This is a genomic window from Umezawaea endophytica, assembly GCF_025061645.1.
GTDB classification, from domain to species: Bacteria; Actinomycetota; Actinomycetes; order Mycobacteriales; family Pseudonocardiaceae; genus Umezawaea; species Umezawaea endophytica.
Map to the genome: position 1 here is coordinate 122,488 of NZ_JANYMP010000014.1, position 16,650 is coordinate 139,137.

Consider the following 16,650-nt stretch of genomic DNA (forward strand, 5'->3'; position numbering starts at 1 on the left):
GCTCCCGTCCTCGCGGCTACATCCGCTCAAATTAGAACGTGTTTCACTAGTTGGCAAGCGTCGGCGACGGCCCGGATGGACGCCACGTCGCGGCAGCCGACGATCACCGTCGACACCCCGGCGGCGCTCCACCGGGCCAGGTCGGCGCGCACCTGCTCGGCCGTGCCGACGATGGAGATCTCCGCGACCAGCTCGTCGGGCACGGCCCGCGCCGCCTCCTCCTTGCGCCCCGCCGCGAACAGCCGCCCGACGTCCTCGACCACCTCGCCGTACCCCATGCGGGAGAACACCTCCGCGTGGAAGTTCATCCCCGGCGCGCCCATCCCGCCCAGGTAGAGGGCCATCACCGGCTTGAGCTGGGCCCGCGCGGACGCCGGGTCGTCGGTCACCACGACCTGGACCGCGGCGGCGACCTCGAAGTCCTCCCGCGTCCGCCGCGCGCCGGGCTTGGCGAACCCCTCTGCCAGCCACTCGTCGTACATCGGCGCGAGCCGCGGCGCGTAGTAGATCGCCAGCCACCCGTCGGCGATCTCGGCGGCCAGCGCCACGTTGCGCGGCCCCTCCGCGCCGAGCCAGATCGGCAGGTCGGCGCGCAGCGGGTGGGTGATGGGCCGCAACGACTTCCCGAGCCCGAGCGAGCCGGGTCCCTGGTAGGGCAACGGGTAGTGCGGGCCCGCGTTGCTCACCGGACGTTCCCGCGCGAGCACCTGGCGGATGATCGACACGTACTCCCTGGTCCTGGCCAGCGGTTTGCCAAAAGGCGCGCCATACCAGCCCTCCACCACCTGCGGCCCGGACACGCCGAGGCCGAGCACGAACCGCCCGCCGGACAGGTGGTCCAGGGTCAGCGCGTGCATCGCGCAGGCCGCGGGCGAGCGCGCCGACATCTGCACCACCGACGTGCCCAGCCGCACCCGCGAGGTGGACGACCCCCACCAGGCCAGCGGCGTGAACGCGTCGGAACCCCAGGCCTCCGCGGCGAACACGGCGTCGAAACCGGCCTCCTCGGCCGCCGCCACCAACTGCGCCGCGTCGGTCGGCGGCTGCGCGCCCCAGTACCCGAGCTGTAGCCCCACCTTCATGCCCAACCTCCTCGATCACCTGGCATCTTGCCACGAAATCGAGAACCTGTTTCACTTTGGATCGTGACCAAGCCGCTCAGTGCTCCGCTAGAGGTTGGCTTCGACTACACCCGGTCGCTCGGCCCGACGCTGAGCCGGTTCATGACGGCGCTGAGGCAGCGGCGGGTGACCGGTGTGCGCGGCTCGGACGGGCGCGTGCACGTCCCGCCCGCCGAGTACGACCCGGTGACCGCGGAACCACTTACCGAGGTGGTCGACGTGGCGTCGACCGGTGTCGTGCGGAGCTGGTCGTGGGCGGCCGAGCCCCTGGAGGGCCAGCCGCTCGACCGCCCGTTCGCCTGGGCGCTGGTCCTGCTGGACGGCGCGGACACCGCGCTGCTGCACGCCGTCGACGCCGGGTCGCCCGACCGGATGCGGACCGGGATGCGGGTCCGCGTGCGCTGGGCCGACGACCGGGTCGGGGCCATCACCGACATCGCCTGCTTCGAGCCGTCCGACGAGCCCGCGCTCGAACCGCTGGACGACGACGGCGACCCGGTCACGATGATCACCAGCCCGGTGCGGCTGCACTACCGGCACACCGCGTCGGCCGAGGAGAGCTCGTTCCTGCGCGGCCTGGCCGAGGGTCGGCTGCTCGGCCAGCGCTGCCCCGCGTGCGGCAAGGTCTACCTGCCGCCCAGGCCCGCGTGCCCCACCGACGGCGTGCCCACCGCCGAGGAGGTGGAGCTGCCCGACCACGGGACGGTGACCACCTTCTGCATCGTCAACGTGCCGTTCCTCGGCCAGCGGATCACGCCGCCGTACGTGGCGGCCTACGTGCTGCTGGACGGCGCGGACATCGCGTTCCTGCACCTCGTGCTCGGGTGCGCCGCCGACGAGGTGCGGATGGGCATGCGCGTCGAGGCCGTGTGGAAACCGAGGGAGGAGTGGGGGCCGACGTTGCAGAACATCGACCACTTCCGCCCGACCGGCGAGCCGGACGCGCCGTACGACACCTATTCGCAGCACCTGTGACGAGAGGAGGTCGGTCCATGTCGGACGTCGCGGTCGTCGGCTTCGCACAGACACCCAGCGTGCGCAGGACGACCGGAACCACCAACGGTGTCGAGATGCTGGTGCCGATCTTCCAGGAGGTGCTCGGCGGGCTCGGTCTGTCCACACCGGACATCGGGTTCTGGTGCTCCGGGTCGTCGGACTACCTGGCGGGGCGGGCGTTCTCGTTCGTCTCCGCTGTCGACGCGATCGGCGCGTTCCCCCCGATCACCGAGTCGCACGTGGAGATGGACGCCGCCTGGGCGCTCTACGAGGCGTGGGTGAAGATCCGCACCGGGGAGGTCGACACCGCGCTGGTCTACGGCTTCGGCAAGTCCTCCGCCGGTCACCTGCGCCGGGTGCTGGCGCTCCAGCTCGACCCTTATCTGGTGACGCCGCTGTGGCCCGACTCGGTCGGACTGGCCGGGATCCAGGCGAGGCTGGGCATCGAGAGCGGCCTGTGGAGCGAGCGCGCCATGGCCGAGGTCGTCGCCCGCAGCCGGTCGGACGCGCGGGCGAACCCGCTCGCCCAGCTCTCCGGCGAGGTCGACGTCGAGGACCTGCTCGCCCAGCCGTACCTGGCGGACCCGCTGCGGGCGCACGACTGCGCGCCGATCACCGACGGGGCCGCGACGATCGTGCTGGCGTCCGGTGACCGGGCCCGTGAACTGTGCGAGCGCCCGGCGTGGATCACCGGCATCGACCACCGGGTCGACTCGCCGAGCCTCGGCGGGCGCGACCTCACGACGTCGCCCTCCACCGTGGCGGCCGGGAAGGCCGCGGGCGCGGACGGTGTCTCGGTGGCGGAGCTGCACGCGCCGTTCAGCCACCAGGAGATCCTGCTGCGCCAAGCGCTCGGGCTCGGCGACGAGGTCGGGGTCAACCCCTCCGGCGGCACGCTGTGCGGCAACCCGATGTTCGCGGCCGGACTGGCGCGGATCGGCGAGGCGGCCCGGCGGGTGCTGGACGGGGAGGCCGAACGCGTGCTCGGGCACGCCACCAGCGGACCGCTGCTCCAGCAGAACCTGGTCTGCGTGATGGAGGGACGGGACTGATGGCCAAGCAGCAGGCGGCCGTGGTCGGCACCGGCCAGACCCACCACGCCGCGAAGCGGCTCGACGTGTCCATGGCCGGGCTGTGCCGCGAGGCCGTCGACCGCGCGATGGCCGACGCGGGCGTGGACTGGCCGGACATCGACGCCGTCGTCGTCGGCAAGGCGCCGGACCTGTTCGAGGGCGTGATGATGCCCGAGCTGTTCCTGGCGGACGCGTTGGGCGCCAACGGGAAACCGCTGCTGCGCGTGCACACGGCGGGCTCGGTCGGCGGCACCACGGCGAACGTGGCCGCCAGCCTCGTGCAGGCAGGCGTGCACCGGCGGGTGCTGGCCGTGGCGTTCGAGAAGCAGTCGGAGTCCAACGCGATGTGGGCGCTGTCCGTGCCGATCCCGTTCACCATGCCGGTGCACGCGGGCGCGGGCGGCTACTTCGCGCCGCACGTGCGCTCCTACATCCGCCGGGCGGGCGCCCCGGAGCACATCGGCGCGATGGTCGCGGTGAAGGACCGGCGCAACGGCGCCCGCAACCCGCACGCGCACCTGCGCCAGCCGGACATCACGCTGGAGTCGGTGCGGGCGTCCAAGATGCTGTGGGACCCGATCCGCTACGACGAGACGTGCCCGTCGTCGGACGGCGCGTGCGCGATCGTCCTGTCCGACGAGCCGACCAGCGGCGCGGCCGCGTGGATCCACGCCACGGCCCTGCGCACCGAGCCGACGACGTTCGCCGGGCGGGACCAGGTCAACCCGCAGGCGGGCCGGGACGCCGCTGCGGCGCTATGGAAGCAGGCCGGGATCACGAACCCGCTGGCGCAGGTGGACGTCGCCGAGATCTACGTGCCGTTCTCCTGGTTCGAGCCGATGTGGCTGGAGAACCTCGGGTTCACCGACGAGGGCCAGGGCTGGAAGCTCACCGAGGCGGGCGAGACCGAGATCGGCGGCAGGCTGCCGGTGAACCCGAGCGGTGGCGTGCTGTCGTCGAACCCGATCGGCGCGTCCGGGATGCTCCGGTTCGCCGAGGCGGCGAGGCAGGTGATGGGCCGCGCGGGCGACCACCAGGTCGACGGGGCGCGCACGGCGCTGGGACACGCCTACGGCGGCGGTTCCCAGTTCTTCGCGATGTGGGTGGTCGGCTCGGAGAGGGCGGGTGTGCGATGAAGTTCAGCCTGGGTATCGCGATGAGTCCGCTGGACCAGTTGACCGAGCTGGCCAGGACCGCCGAGGAGTGCGGCTACGCCTCCATCGCGCTGCCGGACTCGCTGTTCTTCTCCGAGAAGGTGTCCGCCGAGTACCCGTACACCCCGGACGGCTCGCGGATGTGGAACGAGGAGACCCCCTGGGTCGACCCGATGGTCGCGGCGGCGGCGATGGGGGCGGTCACCGAGCACATCGGCTTCTACACCCAGGTGCTCAAGCTCGGGTCGCGCAACCCGCTGCTGCTGGCCCGCCAGGTCGGCTCGGTGGCGAACCTGACCGGCGGCCGGTTCGGCCTCGGCGTCGGGCTCGGCTGGGCGCCGGAGGAGTTCGAGTGGTGCGGCGCGCCCTACGAGAACCGCGGCAAGCGCGCGGACGAGATGATCGACGTGCTGAAGCTCGTGCTCGGCGGCGGGATGGTCGAGTACCACGGGGAGTTCTTCGACTTCGACCGGCTGCGGATGAGCCCGGCCCCGAAGGACCCGGTGCCGTTCTACGTCGGCGGCCACACCCCCGTGGCGCTGCGCCGGGCGGCGCGCGTCGGCGACGGGTGGACGTCGGCGATGATCAAGTTCGACGACCTGAAGACGGTGATCGACAAGCTGGCCGTGCTGCGCGCCGAGTACGAGCGCGCGGACGAGCCGTACGAGATCCAGGCCGTGTGCGTCGACCGGTTCGGCCTCGACGGCTACCGGCAGCAGGCCGACATCGGCGTGACCGACGCGATCGTCGTCCCCTGGCTGTTCTACGGCGTGGGCTTCGACGGCACGCTGGCGGCGAAGAAGGACGGCCTGCGGCGGTTCGCCGACGAGGTCATCACCCGGATGTGAGGAGTGGGGCCGCATGTTGGTGGACGAGATCACCTGGACCGCGTCGGAGGTCGAGCACCCGGCGCGCACCGCGTCGTGGCGGTCGATGGAGGCGGTGGTCAAGGGGGCCAAGGAGGAGTGGTTGGCGCTGTTCGCCGACGACGCCGTCGTGGAGGACCCGGTCGGCCCGTCGATGTTCGACCCGGAGGGCAAGGGCCACCACGGCCAGGAGGGGATCTCCGCCTTCTGGGACCTCGCCATCGCGCTGGCCGAGCGCTTCGAGTTCGCCATCCACGACTCGTTCGCCACCGGGCACGAGGTCGCGAACGTCGGCACCATCAGCGCGTTCCTGCCGGGAGGGAGCCGGATCGACACCGAGGGCGTGTTCGTCTACCGGGTGAACCCGGACGGCCTGATCAGGTCCATGCGCGCATTCTGGGAGGTCGACCGCGCGATGGCCACGATCCGCCAGGTCTGAGTCCGACGAGGACGTGAGAACGGCCCGGCACCCCCTCAGGTGCCGGGCCGTTCCGCCGAGCGTCACGAGTAGTGGACCTGGAACTCCTTGATCCCGTTCAGCCACCCGGACCGCAGTCGACGCGGCTCGGCGGCCTGCCGGATGTCCGGCATGTGGTCCGCGATGGCGTTGAAGATCAGGTCGATCTCCAGCCGGGCGAGGTTCGCGCCGAGGCAGAAGTGCGCCCCGCTGCCGCCGAACCCGAGGTGCGGGTTCGGGTCACGGGTGATGTCGAACCGCTCGGGCTGCTCGAAGACGTCCTCGTCGAAGTTGGCCGAGCTGTAGAACAGCCCCACCCGCTGCCCCTGCTTGATCGGCACGCCGCCCAGCTCGGTGTCCGCCAGCGCCGTGCGCTGGAACGACATCACCGGCGTCGCGAAGCGGACGATCTCGTCGGCCGCCGTCTTCGGCCGCGTCCGCTTGAACAGCTCCCACTGGTCCGGGTGGTCGATGAACGCCTTCATGCCGTGCGTGATGGCGTTGCGCGTCGTCTCGTTGCCCGCGACCGCCAGCAGCAGCACGAAGAACCCGAACTCGTCCGACGCCAGCCCGGCCCCGTCCACGTCCGCCTGCACGAGCTTGGTCACGATGTCGTCCATCGGACACCCGCGCCGGTCCTCCGCCATCGTCCAGGCGTAGCCCAGCAGCTCGGTCGCCGCCGCCATCGGGTCGCGGTCGTACTCCGGGTCGTCGTAGGAGATCATCTCGTTGGACCAGTCGAAGATCTTGCGCCGGTCGGACTGCGGGATCCCGATCAGCTCCGCGATGGCCTGCAACGGCAGCTCGCACGCCACGTCGGTGACGAAGTCGCCGCTGCCCTTCTCCAACGCCGCCGTGACGATCCGCTCGGCCCTGGCGTCGAGCGCGTCCCGCAGGCTGTTGATGGCCCGCGGCGTGAACCCGCGCGACACGATGCCGCGCAGCTTCGTGTGCACCGGCGGGTCCATGTTCAGCAGCACCAGCCGCTGCATCTCGATCCGATCGCGCGTCATCCCGTCCTCGAACCGGATGATCGCGGTGTTCTGCCAACTGGAGAAGAGGTCGCTGTTGCGCGACACCTCCTTCACCTCGGCGTGCCGCGAGACGACCCAGTACCCCTCGTCGTCGAACCCGCCGCGCTGCCGCGGCTGCGCGTTCCACCAGACCGGAGCGGTGCGCCGCAACTCGGCGAACTCCTCCACCGGGATTCGGCTCGCGTACATATCGGGGTCGGTGAAGTCGAAACCAGCGGGTAGGCGGGGCTCGGTCACGGCTAACCTCCTGCACCCAGATATGGAACACGTTCTACTCGATTCAAGCACAGTCACAGCAGACATTGAAGCCCTCAACGGGGCATCCTTGCCCAGATCAAGAACGTGTTCTAACTTTCAGGGAAGGCACGGCGAGAGGAGATCGACGTGGGGCATCCGGTGATCGTGGGAGCCGTGCGCACCCCCATCGGCAAGCGCGGCGGCTGGCTCTCCACCCTCCACGCGGCGGAACTGCTGGGCGCGGCGCAGCGGGCGCTGGTGGACCGCACCGGCATCGACGCGGGCCTGGTGGAGCAGGTCATCGGCGGCACCGTCACCCAGGCGGGTGAACAGTCCAACAACATCACCAGGACGGCCTGGCTGCACGCGGGCCTCCCGCCGGAGACCGGCTGCACGACGGTCGACTGCCAGTGCGGCTCGGCCCAGCAGTCCACGCACCTGATCGCGGGCCTGATAGCGGCGGGCGCCATCGACGTCGGCATGGCGTGCGGCGTCGAGGCGATGAGCCGGGTCCCCCTGCGCAGCAACACGGGCGGCAACGCAGGGACGCCCAGGCCCGAGAGCTGGGCGATCGACCTGCCGAACCAGTTCGTCGCGGCCGAGCGCATCGCCGCCAGGCGGGGCATGGGCCGCGAGGAGGTGGACAGGTTCGGCGTCAGGTCCCAGGTGAAGGCCGCCCGAGCCTGGTCGGAAGGCCGTTTCACCGCGGAGGTGGTCCCGGTGACCGTGAACGGCGCCGTCGTCGACCACGACCAGGGCCTGCGGGAAACCCGCCTGGAATCACTGGCCGCCCTCAAACCGGTCCTGGAGGACGGCGTCCACACGGCGGGCACGTCCTCGCAGATCTCGGACGGCGCCTCGGCGGTGCTGCTGGCGGACGAGGACTGGGCCCGAGCACACGGCCTGCGCCCGAGGGCGAGGATCGTCGCCCAGTGCCTGGTGGGCGCGGAACCGTACTACCACCTCGACGGCCCGATAGCCGCCACCACCCGCGTGCTGAACCGCAGCGGCATGAAGATGGGCGACCTGGACCTCTTCGAGGTCAACGAGGCCTTCGCCTCGGTGGTGCTCTCCTGGACAGCGGTGCACAAACCGGACCTCGACAAGGTCAACGTCAACGGCGGCGCGATCGCCCTGGGTCACCCGGTGGGCAGCACCGGCACCAGGCTCATCACCACCGCCCTGCACGAGCTGGAACGCAGGGACGCCACCACAGCCCTGATCACCATGTGCGCAGGAGGCGCCCTCTCCACCGGCACCATCATCGAACGCCTCTAGCTCAAGCCCCGTACACGGGCGAACTGGACACCCCCTCCAGCAACCCCCGAACCACCACCCCCACCTCGGCCGGATCCCACCGCCCCCCTTTGTCCACCACGGGCCCGTGCCGCCACCCCTCGGCCACCCCGATCCGCCCACCGTCCACTTCGAACATCCGCCCGGTGACGTCACCGGACTCCACGCTCCCCAACCACACCACCAACGGCGACACGTTCTCCGGCGCCATCGCGTCGAACCCGCTCTCCGGCGCGGCCATCATGGACGCGAACGTCCCCTCCGTCATCCGCGTCCGAGCGGCCGGGGCTATCGCGTTCACCGTCACCCCGTACCGCGCCAGCTCGGCCGCCGCCACCACCGTCAACCCGGCGATCCCGGCCTTGGCCGCCGAGTAGTTCCCCTGCCCCACGCTCCCCAGCAGCCCGGCGCCGGAGCTGGTGTTCACCACCCGCCCGTCGACGGACCCCCCGGCCTTCCGCACGGCCCGCCAGTACGCGGCGGCGTGACGCAACGGCGCGAAGTGCCCCTTCAGGTGCACCCGCACCACGTCGTCCCACTCCTGCTCCGACATCGTCACCAGCATCCGGTCCCGCAGGAACCCGGCGTTGTTGACCAGCACGTCCAACCCGCCGAACGACTCCAGCGCGGTGCGCACCAACCGCCCCGCCCCGTCCCAGTCCGCGACGTCGTCGGTGTTCACCACGGCGGAGGGGCCGATCTCCTCCGCCACCGCGTGGGCGGCCGACTCCGACACGTCGTTGACGACCACGAAGGCCCCGGCAGCGGCGAAGGCGAGCGCGTGCGCCCGTCCGATCCCCCGCCCGGCCCCGGTCACGACCACCACTCGATCAGCGCACAGGCTCATGTCGACTCCGAGTTCACGGTGGCCGCCGCCAGGAAGGCGGGCACCTCTCCTCCACCGTGCACGACCAGACTGGCCCCCGTCACGTAGGAGGCCAACGGGGAAGCCAGGAACACGGCGCACGCACCGATCTCGTCCGGTTCGGCCAGCCTCCCCAGCGGCACCGTCCGCGCCACGGAGGCGATCCCGGCCTCGTCCCCGTAGTGCAGGTGCGACAGCTCCGTCCGCACCATCCCCACGGCCAGCGAGTTCACCCTGACCTTCGGCGCCCACTCGACCGCCAGGCTCGCGGTCAGGCCGTCCAGCCCGGCCTTCGCCGCTCCGTACACGGCGGTGCCGGGCGACGGCCGCCGCCCGCTCACGCTGCCCACCATCACGATGCTCCCGCCCGTGGCCTGCTCCCGCATCACCGCGTTGGCGGCCTGGGACACCAGCAGCGGCGCCAGCAGGTTCAGCTCCACGACCTTCCGGTGGAACCCCACCGACGCGTCGGCGACCATCGCGAACGGGGCCCCGCCCGCGTTGTTCACCACCACGTCCAACCGCCCGTGCCGCTCGACGACCGCCGCGAGGAGCCGCGCCACCGCCTCCGGTTCCCGCACGTCGCAGGACAGGAACTCCACACCGTCCACGGGCGCGTCCGGTTCACGCCGAGCGCAGGCCACGACCACGGCCCCGGCCGCCACGAACGCCCGGCTGATCCCGGCGCCGACACCGCGAACCCCGCCGGTGACCAGCACCACCGCTCCGCCGAGGTCCAGATCCACGCGCGCCTCCGACCCTATCCCGGTCGCCCGAGCACTGGTAAGTTACCAAGCAATCGCTTGGTTCGGAAGGCGGCGCGATGGGAATCTCCAGCAGCCACACCGAAGACGGCATCACCGTCATCACCCTCGACTTCCCCCCGGTCAACGCCGTGCCGTCCAAGGGCTGGTTCGCGCTGGCCGACGCCCTGCGCGACGCGGGCGACGACCCCGGCACCCACGTCGTCGTCCTGAGGGCGGAGGGCAGGGGTTTCTGCGCGGGCGTGGACATCAAGGAGATCCAGCGCTCCGAGGACCACCAGGCCATCCTGGCGGCGAACCGGGGCTGCGCCGCGGCCTTCGGAGCCGTCTACGACTGCGCGGTGCCGGTCATCGCCGCCGTGCACGGCTTCTGCCTCGGTGGCGGCATCGGCCTGGTCGGCAACGCCGACGTGGTGATCGCCTCGACCGACGCCACCTTCGGCCTGCCGGAGGTGGACCGCGGCGCGCTCGGCGCGGCGACCCACCTGTCCAGGCTCGTGCCGCAGCACCTGATGCGCGCCCTCTACTACACCGCCCGCACCATCACCGCGGCCGACCTCCACCACCACGGCGGCGTCTACCAGGTCGTCCCGCGCGCGGACCTGGACGGCGCGGCGCACGCGCTGGCGGGTGAGATCGCCAAGAAGGACACCAGGGTCATCCGCCGCGCCAAGGAAGCGATCAACGGCATCGACGCGCAGCCCGTGCGGCACAACTACCGCTTCGAACAGGGCTTCACCTACGAGCTGGACCTCACCGGCGCGGCGGACGACGCGCGCCGGGCGTTCCTGGACGGCAAAGCTCGCTGACAGCGGGAGGACCCATGCGGGACAAGCGGATGACACCCGACGAGGTGGTCGCCGAACTCGTCGACGGCATGACCGTCGGCATAGGCGGATGGGGTTCGCGGCGCAAGCCGATGGCCCTGGTCCGCGCCATCCTGCGGTCACCGCTGCGGGACCTGACCGTCGTCTCCTACGGCGGTCCCGACGTCGGCCTGCTCTGCGCGGCGGGCAAGGTCCGCAAGCTCGTCTACGGGTTCGTCTCGCTCGACACCATCGCCTACGACCCGTGGTTCCGCCGGGTCCGCGAAGCGGGCGGGCCGAAGGTGCTCGAACTCGACGAGGGCATGTTCCAGTGCGGTCTGCGGGCCGCGGCCCACCGGCTCCCGTTCCTGCCCATCAGGGCCGGTCTCGGCTCGGACGTCCTGCGCCTGGCGCCGGAACTCCGCACCGTGCGCTCCCCCTACGACGGCGAGGAGTTGGTGGCGATGCCCGCGCTGCGCCTGGACGCCGCCCTCGTCCACCTCAACCGCGCCGACCGGCACGGCAACGCCCAGTACCTGGGCCCGGACCCGTACTTCGACGACCTGTTCTGCCTCGCCGCGACCCGCCGGTACGTCTCGTGCGAACGGATCGTCGAGACGTCCGACCTCACCGGGTCGGGGCCCGTGCAGTCGTTGCTGCTGAACCGGATGATGGTCGACGGCGTGGTGGAGACGCCGAACGGCGCCCACTTCACGAGCTGCGTGCCGGACTACGGCCGTGACGAGCCGTTCCAACGGCTGTACGCCGAGGCGGCGGGCGACCCGGAACGCTGGCCGGGCTTCGTCGACCGGTTCCTCTCCGGCACCGAGGCCGACTACCTGGAGGCGGTCCGATGAAGCCGGTCGACGTGGCGGTGGAAACCGCCACCCGCGCCGAGATCTGCGCGGTCGCGTGCGCCGACCTGTTCCTCGGCGCGGGCGAGATCCTGGCCAGCCCGATGGGCCTCATCCCCTCGTTGGGCGCCCGGCTGGCCAGGCTGACCTCCGAGCCCGACCTCCTGCTCTCCGACGGCGAGGCGTTCCTGCTGACCCCGGAGTCCACTGTGGAGGGTTGGATGCCGTACCGGCGGGTGTTCGACGTGGTGGCGCACGGCCGCAGGCACGTGGTGATGGGCGCGAACCAGCTCGACCGCTTCGGCAACCAGAACATCTCCGCCATCGGCGACCACGCCAAACCCACCCGCCAGCTACTCGGGTTCCGCGGCGCTCCCGGCAACACCGCCAACCACCGCACCAGCTACTGGGTCCCCCGGCACAACCCCCGCGTCTTCGTCGACGCCGTCGACGTCGTGTCCGGCGTCGGCTACGACCACGCCGTGGGGCCGTTCCACGACGTCCACCGGGTCGTCACGAACCTGGCGGTCCTGGACTTCGACACCCCGGACCACTCCATGCGCCTGGTCTCCGTGCACCCCGGCGTCGACGTGGACGACGTGCTGCGCCAGACCTCGTTCCCGCTGGAGCACGACGAGGTGGACGAGACCAGGCAGCCGACGGACGTGGAGCTGGACCTGCTGCGCACCGTGCTCGACCCCGCGGGCGCGCGGAACCGCGAGGTTCCGTCGTGAGGACCGCGCTCACCGACCTGGTCGGCGTGCGGCACCCGGTCGTGCAGACCGGAATGGGCTGGGTGGCGGGCCCGCGCCTGGTCGCGGCGACCGCCGAGGCGGGCGGGCTGGGCATCCTCGCGTCGGCGACGATGGGGTTCCGGGAACTCGAAGCGGCCATCGAGGAGACCACGGCCCGCACCGACCGCCCGTTCGGCGTGAACCTGCGGGCCGACGCGGTGGACGCGGCCGACCGGGTCGACCTGCTGATCCGCCACGAGGTCCGCGTCGCGTCGTTCGCGCTGGCCCCGAAACCCGACCTGATCAGCAAGCTCGCCGACGCGGGCGTGGTCGTCATCCCGTCCGTCGGCGCGGCCCGGCACGCCGAGAAGGTCGCCGCGTGGGGCGCGCACGCGGTGATCGTGCAGGGCGGCGAGGGCGGCGGCCACACCGGCGGCGTGGCCACGACGCTGCTGCTCCCCTCCGTCGTCGACGCGGTCGACATCCCGGTGATCGCCGCGGGCGGCTTCTTCGACGGCCGGGGCCTGGCCGCCGCGCTCGCCTACGGCGCGGCGGGCGTGGCCATGGGCACCCGCTTCCTGCTCACGAAGGAGAGCACCGTCCCGGACGCGGTGAAGCAGGCCTACCTGGCCAGAGGCCTCGACGGCACCGTCGTGACCACCCGCGTCGACGGCCTCCCCCACCGCGTGCTGCGCACCGACCTGGTCGAACGCCTGGAACACTCCGGCCGCCTCGGCGGCCTGCTCCGCGCCGTCGCCAACGCCGCCAGGTTCCGCGGCCACACCGGCCTCTCCTGGTCCGCCATGCTCCGCGAGGGAAGGTCGATGAAACACGGCCGCGACCTCACCTGGTCACAGGTCGTCATGGCCGCCAACACCCCGATGCTCCTCCGCTCCGGCCTGGTCGAGGGCCGCACCGACGCGGGCGTACTCGCGTCGGGCCAGGTCGTAGGGATGCTCGACGACCTCCCGACGTGCGCCGACCTGATCACCGGCATCGTCACGGACGCGACCACGATCATCCACGGCCTCGATGGGACGACCCGGTGACCTGCCGGGCACACCCGCGCCGAGCGGGTGGGCCGGAGAAGCAGCGGCTCAGGCCGTCAAGGTCGCCAGTTCGGCCAGCACCTCCGACGCGGTGACCGGGTTCAGGTCGGCGAAGGTGTGCTTGGTGCCGACCAGGTACACCTCCCGCAGGAGTTGGGGGCCGGACTCGTGCGGTTCGCCGATCACCAGGCCGGGGTCCAGGGTGATCTCGATCGTGCCGCCGCCCGGCAGCGGGCGGGTGATCTCGTTCTCGATGCCCGCGTCCATCGGCGTGCCGCGTTCCCACGCGCCCTTGGTCAGCCGCAGCAGCCTGCCGACCTCCACGTCGACGCCCTTGAACCTGTCCAGCACCCGCGACGTCAGCTCGGCCTCGGTGAACCGGTGCACCGGACGGCCGAGCTGCTGGAACGGTTGCAGGATCTCGTAGTCCGCGAACACCTCCGCCCACGCCGCGACGCTGTCGCCCAGGTGCAGCGGGTGCGCCACGCCGACCACGGCGTCGGTTCGCAGGGCGAAGGTGTCGTCGTGCGCGTCGGCGAACGTGCCGTCCTCGGCCACCCGGAACGACTCGCCGGACCCGGTCACCCACACCAGCCGCCGGACCAGGTGCCGCAGCAGCGGGTGCGCGACCAGCAGGGTCCGGAACTCGGTGGCGGGCCACCGGCGTTCCAGCACCATGGACCGCTCCAGCCGGACGACCTGGTCGCCCGCGATCGTCCGGACGTCCTTCTTCACCTGCGCGAACCGCTTGTGCTCCGCGGGCGCCACCTCGGCGTCGTCCTTCGCGCCCGGCTTCGGCAGGTCCTTGAGCCGCCTGCCCGACTCGTCCAGCACGAACGGCTTGAGCTGCTCGTCGAACCCGATCCTGAACCGCCGCGTCCCGTAGTCGACCGTCATCCGCGACGGGTCGTCCAGCCCGAAGTCGGGCACCAGGCGGTCGCTCAACTCCTCGGCGGTCAGCCCCATCCCGGTGGCGACCTCCTCGATCTTCTCCCGCGCCCGCTGCTTGATCCCGTCGAACTTCACCCGCTGCGCGATGCTGTTCAGCACCCCCAACGCCGTGTCGGTGCCGATCACGGCCAGGACGTCCAGCCCGACCACCGCACGCGCGTGCTGCGCCTCACCCGGCCACGCGCGGATGTACGGCTCCAACGCGCGCGCCGTCCCGTCGTCGCCCAGCAGGCCGAGCGACATCAGCACCCACCCCTCCTTGGCGGGCATCCCGTTCGTCCGCCACAGCTCGAACAGCTCCCACGCGAACCGCGCCGCCGACGCCTGGTCGAACGCCTCGCGCACGGCCTTCACCTCCGCGTGCCCGTCCTCCGGCGTGCTCAGCGCCAGCAGGACGAGCAGGTTTCCGACGGCCTCGGCGGACAACGCCTGGTTCGTCCCGCGCAGCAGCACCGGGGGCAGCACGACCTGGACGAGCCACTCGCCGAACTTCGGGGCCACCACCGGCGGCACGTCCGCGAGCACCGCCTCGACGGCCTTCTCCGCCTCGGGCCCGTACTCGCGCGCCGCGTCCCTGGCGTGGTCCGGGATGACGCGCAGCGCCGCCTCCGCCGCCTGGCGCGCCGCCCCCGGCTTGCCCACCGCGTCCGGCACCAGGAACCGGGCGGCGTGCCCGGCGTGCCGTCGGAGCCACGTCGGGGCGAACTCCTTGGCGGACTTGAGCTTCACCAGCCACTTCGCGACCAGCCGCGCCGTCTTCAGCGACACCACCGGTGCCACCACCTCGCCCTTGTCCTCCCGCGCCAGCGTCGCGATGGCCAGCGCGTTCGGAATGGCGTCGGCGCCGAAGCGGGCCAGGAGCCACTTTCCGTAGTGGGCGCTGAGGGACAGCGCGCCGACGTCCCACCCGGACAGCAGCGGGCGCAGTTCCTCCACCGGGCCGTGCATGAACAGGTTGACCTGCCGGACGCTGTAGAGGCTCCCGGCCCGGTACTCCTCGATGGTCGGAGCCCAGTCGACCGTGTCGTAGTAGCTGTTGTTGTCACCAGCGTACCTGTCCTGCTCGCCGGGCTCCCACTCCACCGCCTCGTGGTCCACCGCCTTGAGGCCCTTGACCACCAACGGTTCCACCGGCACGACCTCCGCCACCCACGGCGGGTCCACCAGCACGGTGGGCAGCGCGTCCGCGGGCGCCACGTCCAGGACCACCATCGACTCCAGGACCGCCCGCGCGGCCTCGGGGAGGTCGACGCGGTCGGCCAGTTCGGGGTGGCTCTTGAGGTGGCGTTCCAGCAGCGGCCCGACCTGCGGGTCCTCGGACGCGGCGAACCGCTCCAGCGCCGTCACGGGATGCTTGCGCGCCAGGTCGAGCACAGCGGGCAGGACCCGCTTGACCTTGAGGCGGGTCAGCAGCGCGTCGAACGTCCCGGCGGTCGGGTACACCGCCAGCGTCTCCAGGACCAGGTCCCGAATACCGCTGTCCAGCTCGGGGCTCGGGTCCAGCAGCACCGCGAGCGCGGGCATCACGTCGACGCCGACGCCGTCGATCAGCGTGTACAGCCCGTCCCTGTTCCTCAGGTACCGCCCGACGGCCACGAAGGTCAGCGCCCGTTCCACCTGGGCGACGGTGCTCGCCGCGAAGACCAGCGAGGCGTGCACCGGCACGCGCAGGTACGAGGCGAGATCGACCCGCTCGGCCTCCTCGAACGCCTCGTCGACCCAGCCCTGCCTGGTCGGGAAGAGGTACGAGGCGGCCACCATCGACCGGAGGTCGGTGCGGTGCGCTCCGGCCGCAAGCATGGCCGCGTCGTACTCCTCCTCGGACGCCGACGCCAGCAACGCCCGCAACCGCCGCGCCGTCCCGACGCTCAGGTCGCTGTTCATCGGCACCCGCCGCAGGTGGGGTGCCGTGTTCGGGTAGCCCGGCCGGTACAGCTCGACGCAGCGCATCTCGACGACGGCACGCGCGGCGAACGTCAACCCGTGCTCCACCGCCAGCGCGTCCGCCACCACCGGCCCGGACCCCAGCAGCACCGCCACCACGGCGGCACCCACCGGCGACACCTCACCGGCCAGGTGCGCCCGCGCCGCGACCACCAGCTCCTGATCACTGGTCGGCTCGGCCAACACCTCCTCCACCGTCGGCATCTTCTCGGCCAGCGCCGCCCGCACCTCCTCCACCGCACCGGCCTCGACCACGGCACCAGCCGGCACCCCGCCGCCGCGCCGCACGTGCACGTGCGGCTCCCACTCGGCCGGAAGGCTGAACGCAGACAAACTCACATCGCCCCTTTTCCTCGTCGGTGAACACTTCTCCGAAGACCACCGCGCCGCGCCGATCGAACATCCACAAAGGACGGACACGTCCTCGCGCACATCCCCGGCCCGGTCGG

The 16,650-nt window shown here is 71.8% G+C and carries 15 protein-coding genes; 10 read left to right on the top strand and 5 right to left on the bottom strand.

All coding sequences use genetic code 11. The features are described from left to right. Positions 1-26 precede the first annotated feature (26 nt). Positions 27-1,082 (bottom strand): LLM class F420-dependent oxidoreductase, encoded by a 1,056-nt coding sequence (locus NZH93_RS27325; RefSeq protein WP_259626074.1) that lies wholly within the window; start codon positions 1,080-1,082, stop codon positions 27-29. 63 nt (positions 1,083-1,145) lie between these two features. On the opposite strand from NZH93_RS27325, the gene NZH93_RS27330 reads away from it, so the two are divergent. Genes NZH93_RS27330 through NZH93_RS27350 form a run of 5 tightly spaced genes read left to right on the top strand, consistent with a single transcriptional unit; the run spans position 1,146 to position 5,649 of the window. Beyond that, entirely contained in the window at positions 1,146-2,096 is a 951-nt protein-coding gene (locus tag NZH93_RS27330; RefSeq protein WP_372506862.1) for a Zn-ribbon domain-containing OB-fold protein, read from the top strand. Between the two features lie 17 nt (positions 2,097-2,113). Next, the gene (locus NZH93_RS27335; protein ID WP_259626075.1) at positions 2,114-3,169 is read left to right on the top strand and encodes a thiolase family protein; all 1,056 of its coding nucleotides are present in this window, start codon (positions 2,114-2,116) and stop codon (positions 3,167-3,169) included. Continuing rightward, positions 3,169-4,326, top strand: coding sequence for a thiolase family protein (locus NZH93_RS27340; protein ID WP_259626076.1), 1,158 nt, complete (start codon positions 3,169-3,171; stop codon positions 4,324-4,326). The genes NZH93_RS27335 and NZH93_RS27340 overlap by 1 nt, the downstream gene beginning before the upstream one ends. Further along, a complete protein-coding gene (locus NZH93_RS27345) occupies positions 4,323-5,192 on the top strand; it encodes a TIGR03619 family F420-dependent LLM class oxidoreductase (protein WP_259626077.1) in 870 nt (289 codons plus the stop codon). Before NZH93_RS27340 ends, NZH93_RS27345 begins: the two co-directional genes overlap by 4 nt. A 13-nt stretch (positions 5,193-5,205) precedes the next feature. Next, on the top strand, positions 5,206-5,649 hold the full coding sequence (locus tag NZH93_RS27350) for a nuclear transport factor 2 family protein (RefSeq protein ID WP_259626078.1): 444 nt from the start codon (positions 5,206-5,208) through the stop codon (positions 5,647-5,649). Positions 5,650-5,711: 62 nt separating this feature from the next. On the opposite strand, the gene NZH93_RS27355 is transcribed toward NZH93_RS27350, so the two are convergent. Then, positions 5,712-6,890: a cytochrome P450 gene (locus NZH93_RS27355; protein WP_276024253.1), complete on the bottom strand. Its 1,179-nt coding sequence runs from the start codon at positions 6,888-6,890 to the stop codon at positions 5,712-5,714. Positions 6,891-7,085: 195 nt separating this feature from the next. Here NZH93_RS27355 and NZH93_RS27360 point away from each other — a divergent pair, with 195 nt between their 5' ends. Then, complete coding sequence (locus tag NZH93_RS27360) at positions 7,086-8,216, top strand: steroid 3-ketoacyl-CoA thiolase (RefSeq protein WP_259626080.1); 1,131 nt, start codon at positions 7,086-7,088, stop codon at positions 8,214-8,216. Between the two features lies 1 nt (position 8,217). On the opposite strand, the gene NZH93_RS27365 is transcribed toward NZH93_RS27360, so the two are convergent. After that, positions 8,218-9,081: an SDR family oxidoreductase gene (locus NZH93_RS27365; protein WP_259626081.1), complete on the bottom strand. Its 864-nt coding sequence runs from the start codon at positions 9,079-9,081 to the stop codon at positions 8,218-8,220. Then, complete coding sequence (locus tag NZH93_RS27370) at positions 9,078-9,845, bottom strand: SDR family oxidoreductase (protein WP_259626082.1); 768 nt, start codon at positions 9,843-9,845, stop codon at positions 9,078-9,080. The genes NZH93_RS27365 and NZH93_RS27370 overlap by 4 nt, the downstream gene beginning before the upstream one ends. Positions 9,846-9,922: 77 nt before the next feature. Here NZH93_RS27370 and NZH93_RS27375 point away from each other — a divergent pair, with 77 nt between their 5' ends. The 4 genes from NZH93_RS27375 to NZH93_RS27390 are packed head-to-tail and all read left to right on the top strand — an operon-like array spanning position 9,923 to position 13,306. Next, entirely contained in the window at positions 9,923-10,672 is a 750-nt protein-coding gene (locus NZH93_RS27375) for an enoyl-CoA hydratase family protein (RefSeq protein WP_259626083.1), read from the top strand. A 14-nt stretch (positions 10,673-10,686) separates the two neighbouring features. Beyond that, positions 10,687-11,526, top strand: a complete 840-nt coding sequence (locus NZH93_RS27380) for a CoA transferase subunit A (protein ID WP_259626084.1) — start codon at positions 10,687-10,689, stop codon at positions 11,524-11,526. Beyond that, positions 11,523-12,257, top strand: coding sequence for a CoA-transferase subunit beta (locus tag NZH93_RS27385; protein WP_259626085.1), 735 nt, complete (start codon positions 11,523-11,525; stop codon positions 12,255-12,257). Before NZH93_RS27380 ends, NZH93_RS27385 begins: the two co-directional genes overlap by 4 nt. Beyond that, a complete protein-coding gene (locus tag NZH93_RS27390; RefSeq protein ID WP_259626086.1) occupies positions 12,254-13,306 on the top strand; it encodes an NAD(P)H-dependent flavin oxidoreductase in 1,053 nt (350 codons plus the stop codon). The genes NZH93_RS27385 and NZH93_RS27390 overlap by 4 nt, the downstream gene beginning before the upstream one ends. A gap of 48 nt (positions 13,307-13,354) precedes the next feature. Here the strand turns inward: NZH93_RS27390 and NZH93_RS50035 are convergent, their stop codons facing one another. Then, positions 13,355-16,540, bottom strand: a complete 3,186-nt coding sequence (locus NZH93_RS50035) for a DUF4132 domain-containing protein (protein ID WP_308214243.1) — start codon at positions 16,538-16,540, stop codon at positions 13,355-13,357. Positions 16,541-16,650: the final 110 nt, after the last annotated feature.

Bases quoted from the DNA above. Each gene is read 5' to 3' on its own strand.
- NZH93_RS27365 (WP_259626081.1), bottom strand. From the start codon at position 9,081: ATGAGCCTGTGCGCTGATCGAGTGGTGGTCGTGACCGGGGCCGGGCGG.
- NZH93_RS27335 (WP_259626075.1), top strand. From the start codon at position 2,114: ATGTCGGACGTCGCGGTCGTCGGCTTCGCACAGACACCCAGCGTGCGC.
- NZH93_RS27355 (WP_276024253.1), bottom strand. From the start codon at position 6,890: ATGTACGCGAGCCGAATCCCGGTGGAGGAGTTCGCCGAGTTGCGGCGC.
- NZH93_RS27345 (WP_259626077.1), top strand. From the start codon at position 4,323: ATGAAGTTCAGCCTGGGTATCGCGATGAGTCCGCTGGACCAGTTGACC.
- NZH93_RS27325 (WP_259626074.1), bottom strand. From the start codon at position 1,082: ATGAAGGTGGGGCTACAGCTCGGGTACTGGGGCGCGCAGCCGCCGACC.
- NZH93_RS27350 (WP_259626078.1), top strand. From the start codon at position 5,206: ATGTTGGTGGACGAGATCACCTGGACCGCGTCGGAGGTCGAGCACCCG.
- NZH93_RS27385 (WP_259626085.1), top strand. From the start codon at position 11,523: ATGAAGCCGGTCGACGTGGCGGTGGAAACCGCCACCCGCGCCGAGATC.
- NZH93_RS27380 (WP_259626084.1), top strand. From the start codon at position 10,687: ATGCGGGACAAGCGGATGACACCCGACGAGGTGGTCGCCGAACTCGTC.
- NZH93_RS27375 (WP_259626083.1), top strand. From the start codon at position 9,923: ATGGGAATCTCCAGCAGCCACACCGAAGACGGCATCACCGTCATCACC.
- NZH93_RS27340 (WP_259626076.1), top strand. From the start codon at position 3,169: ATGGCCAAGCAGCAGGCGGCCGTGGTCGGCACCGGCCAGACCCACCAC.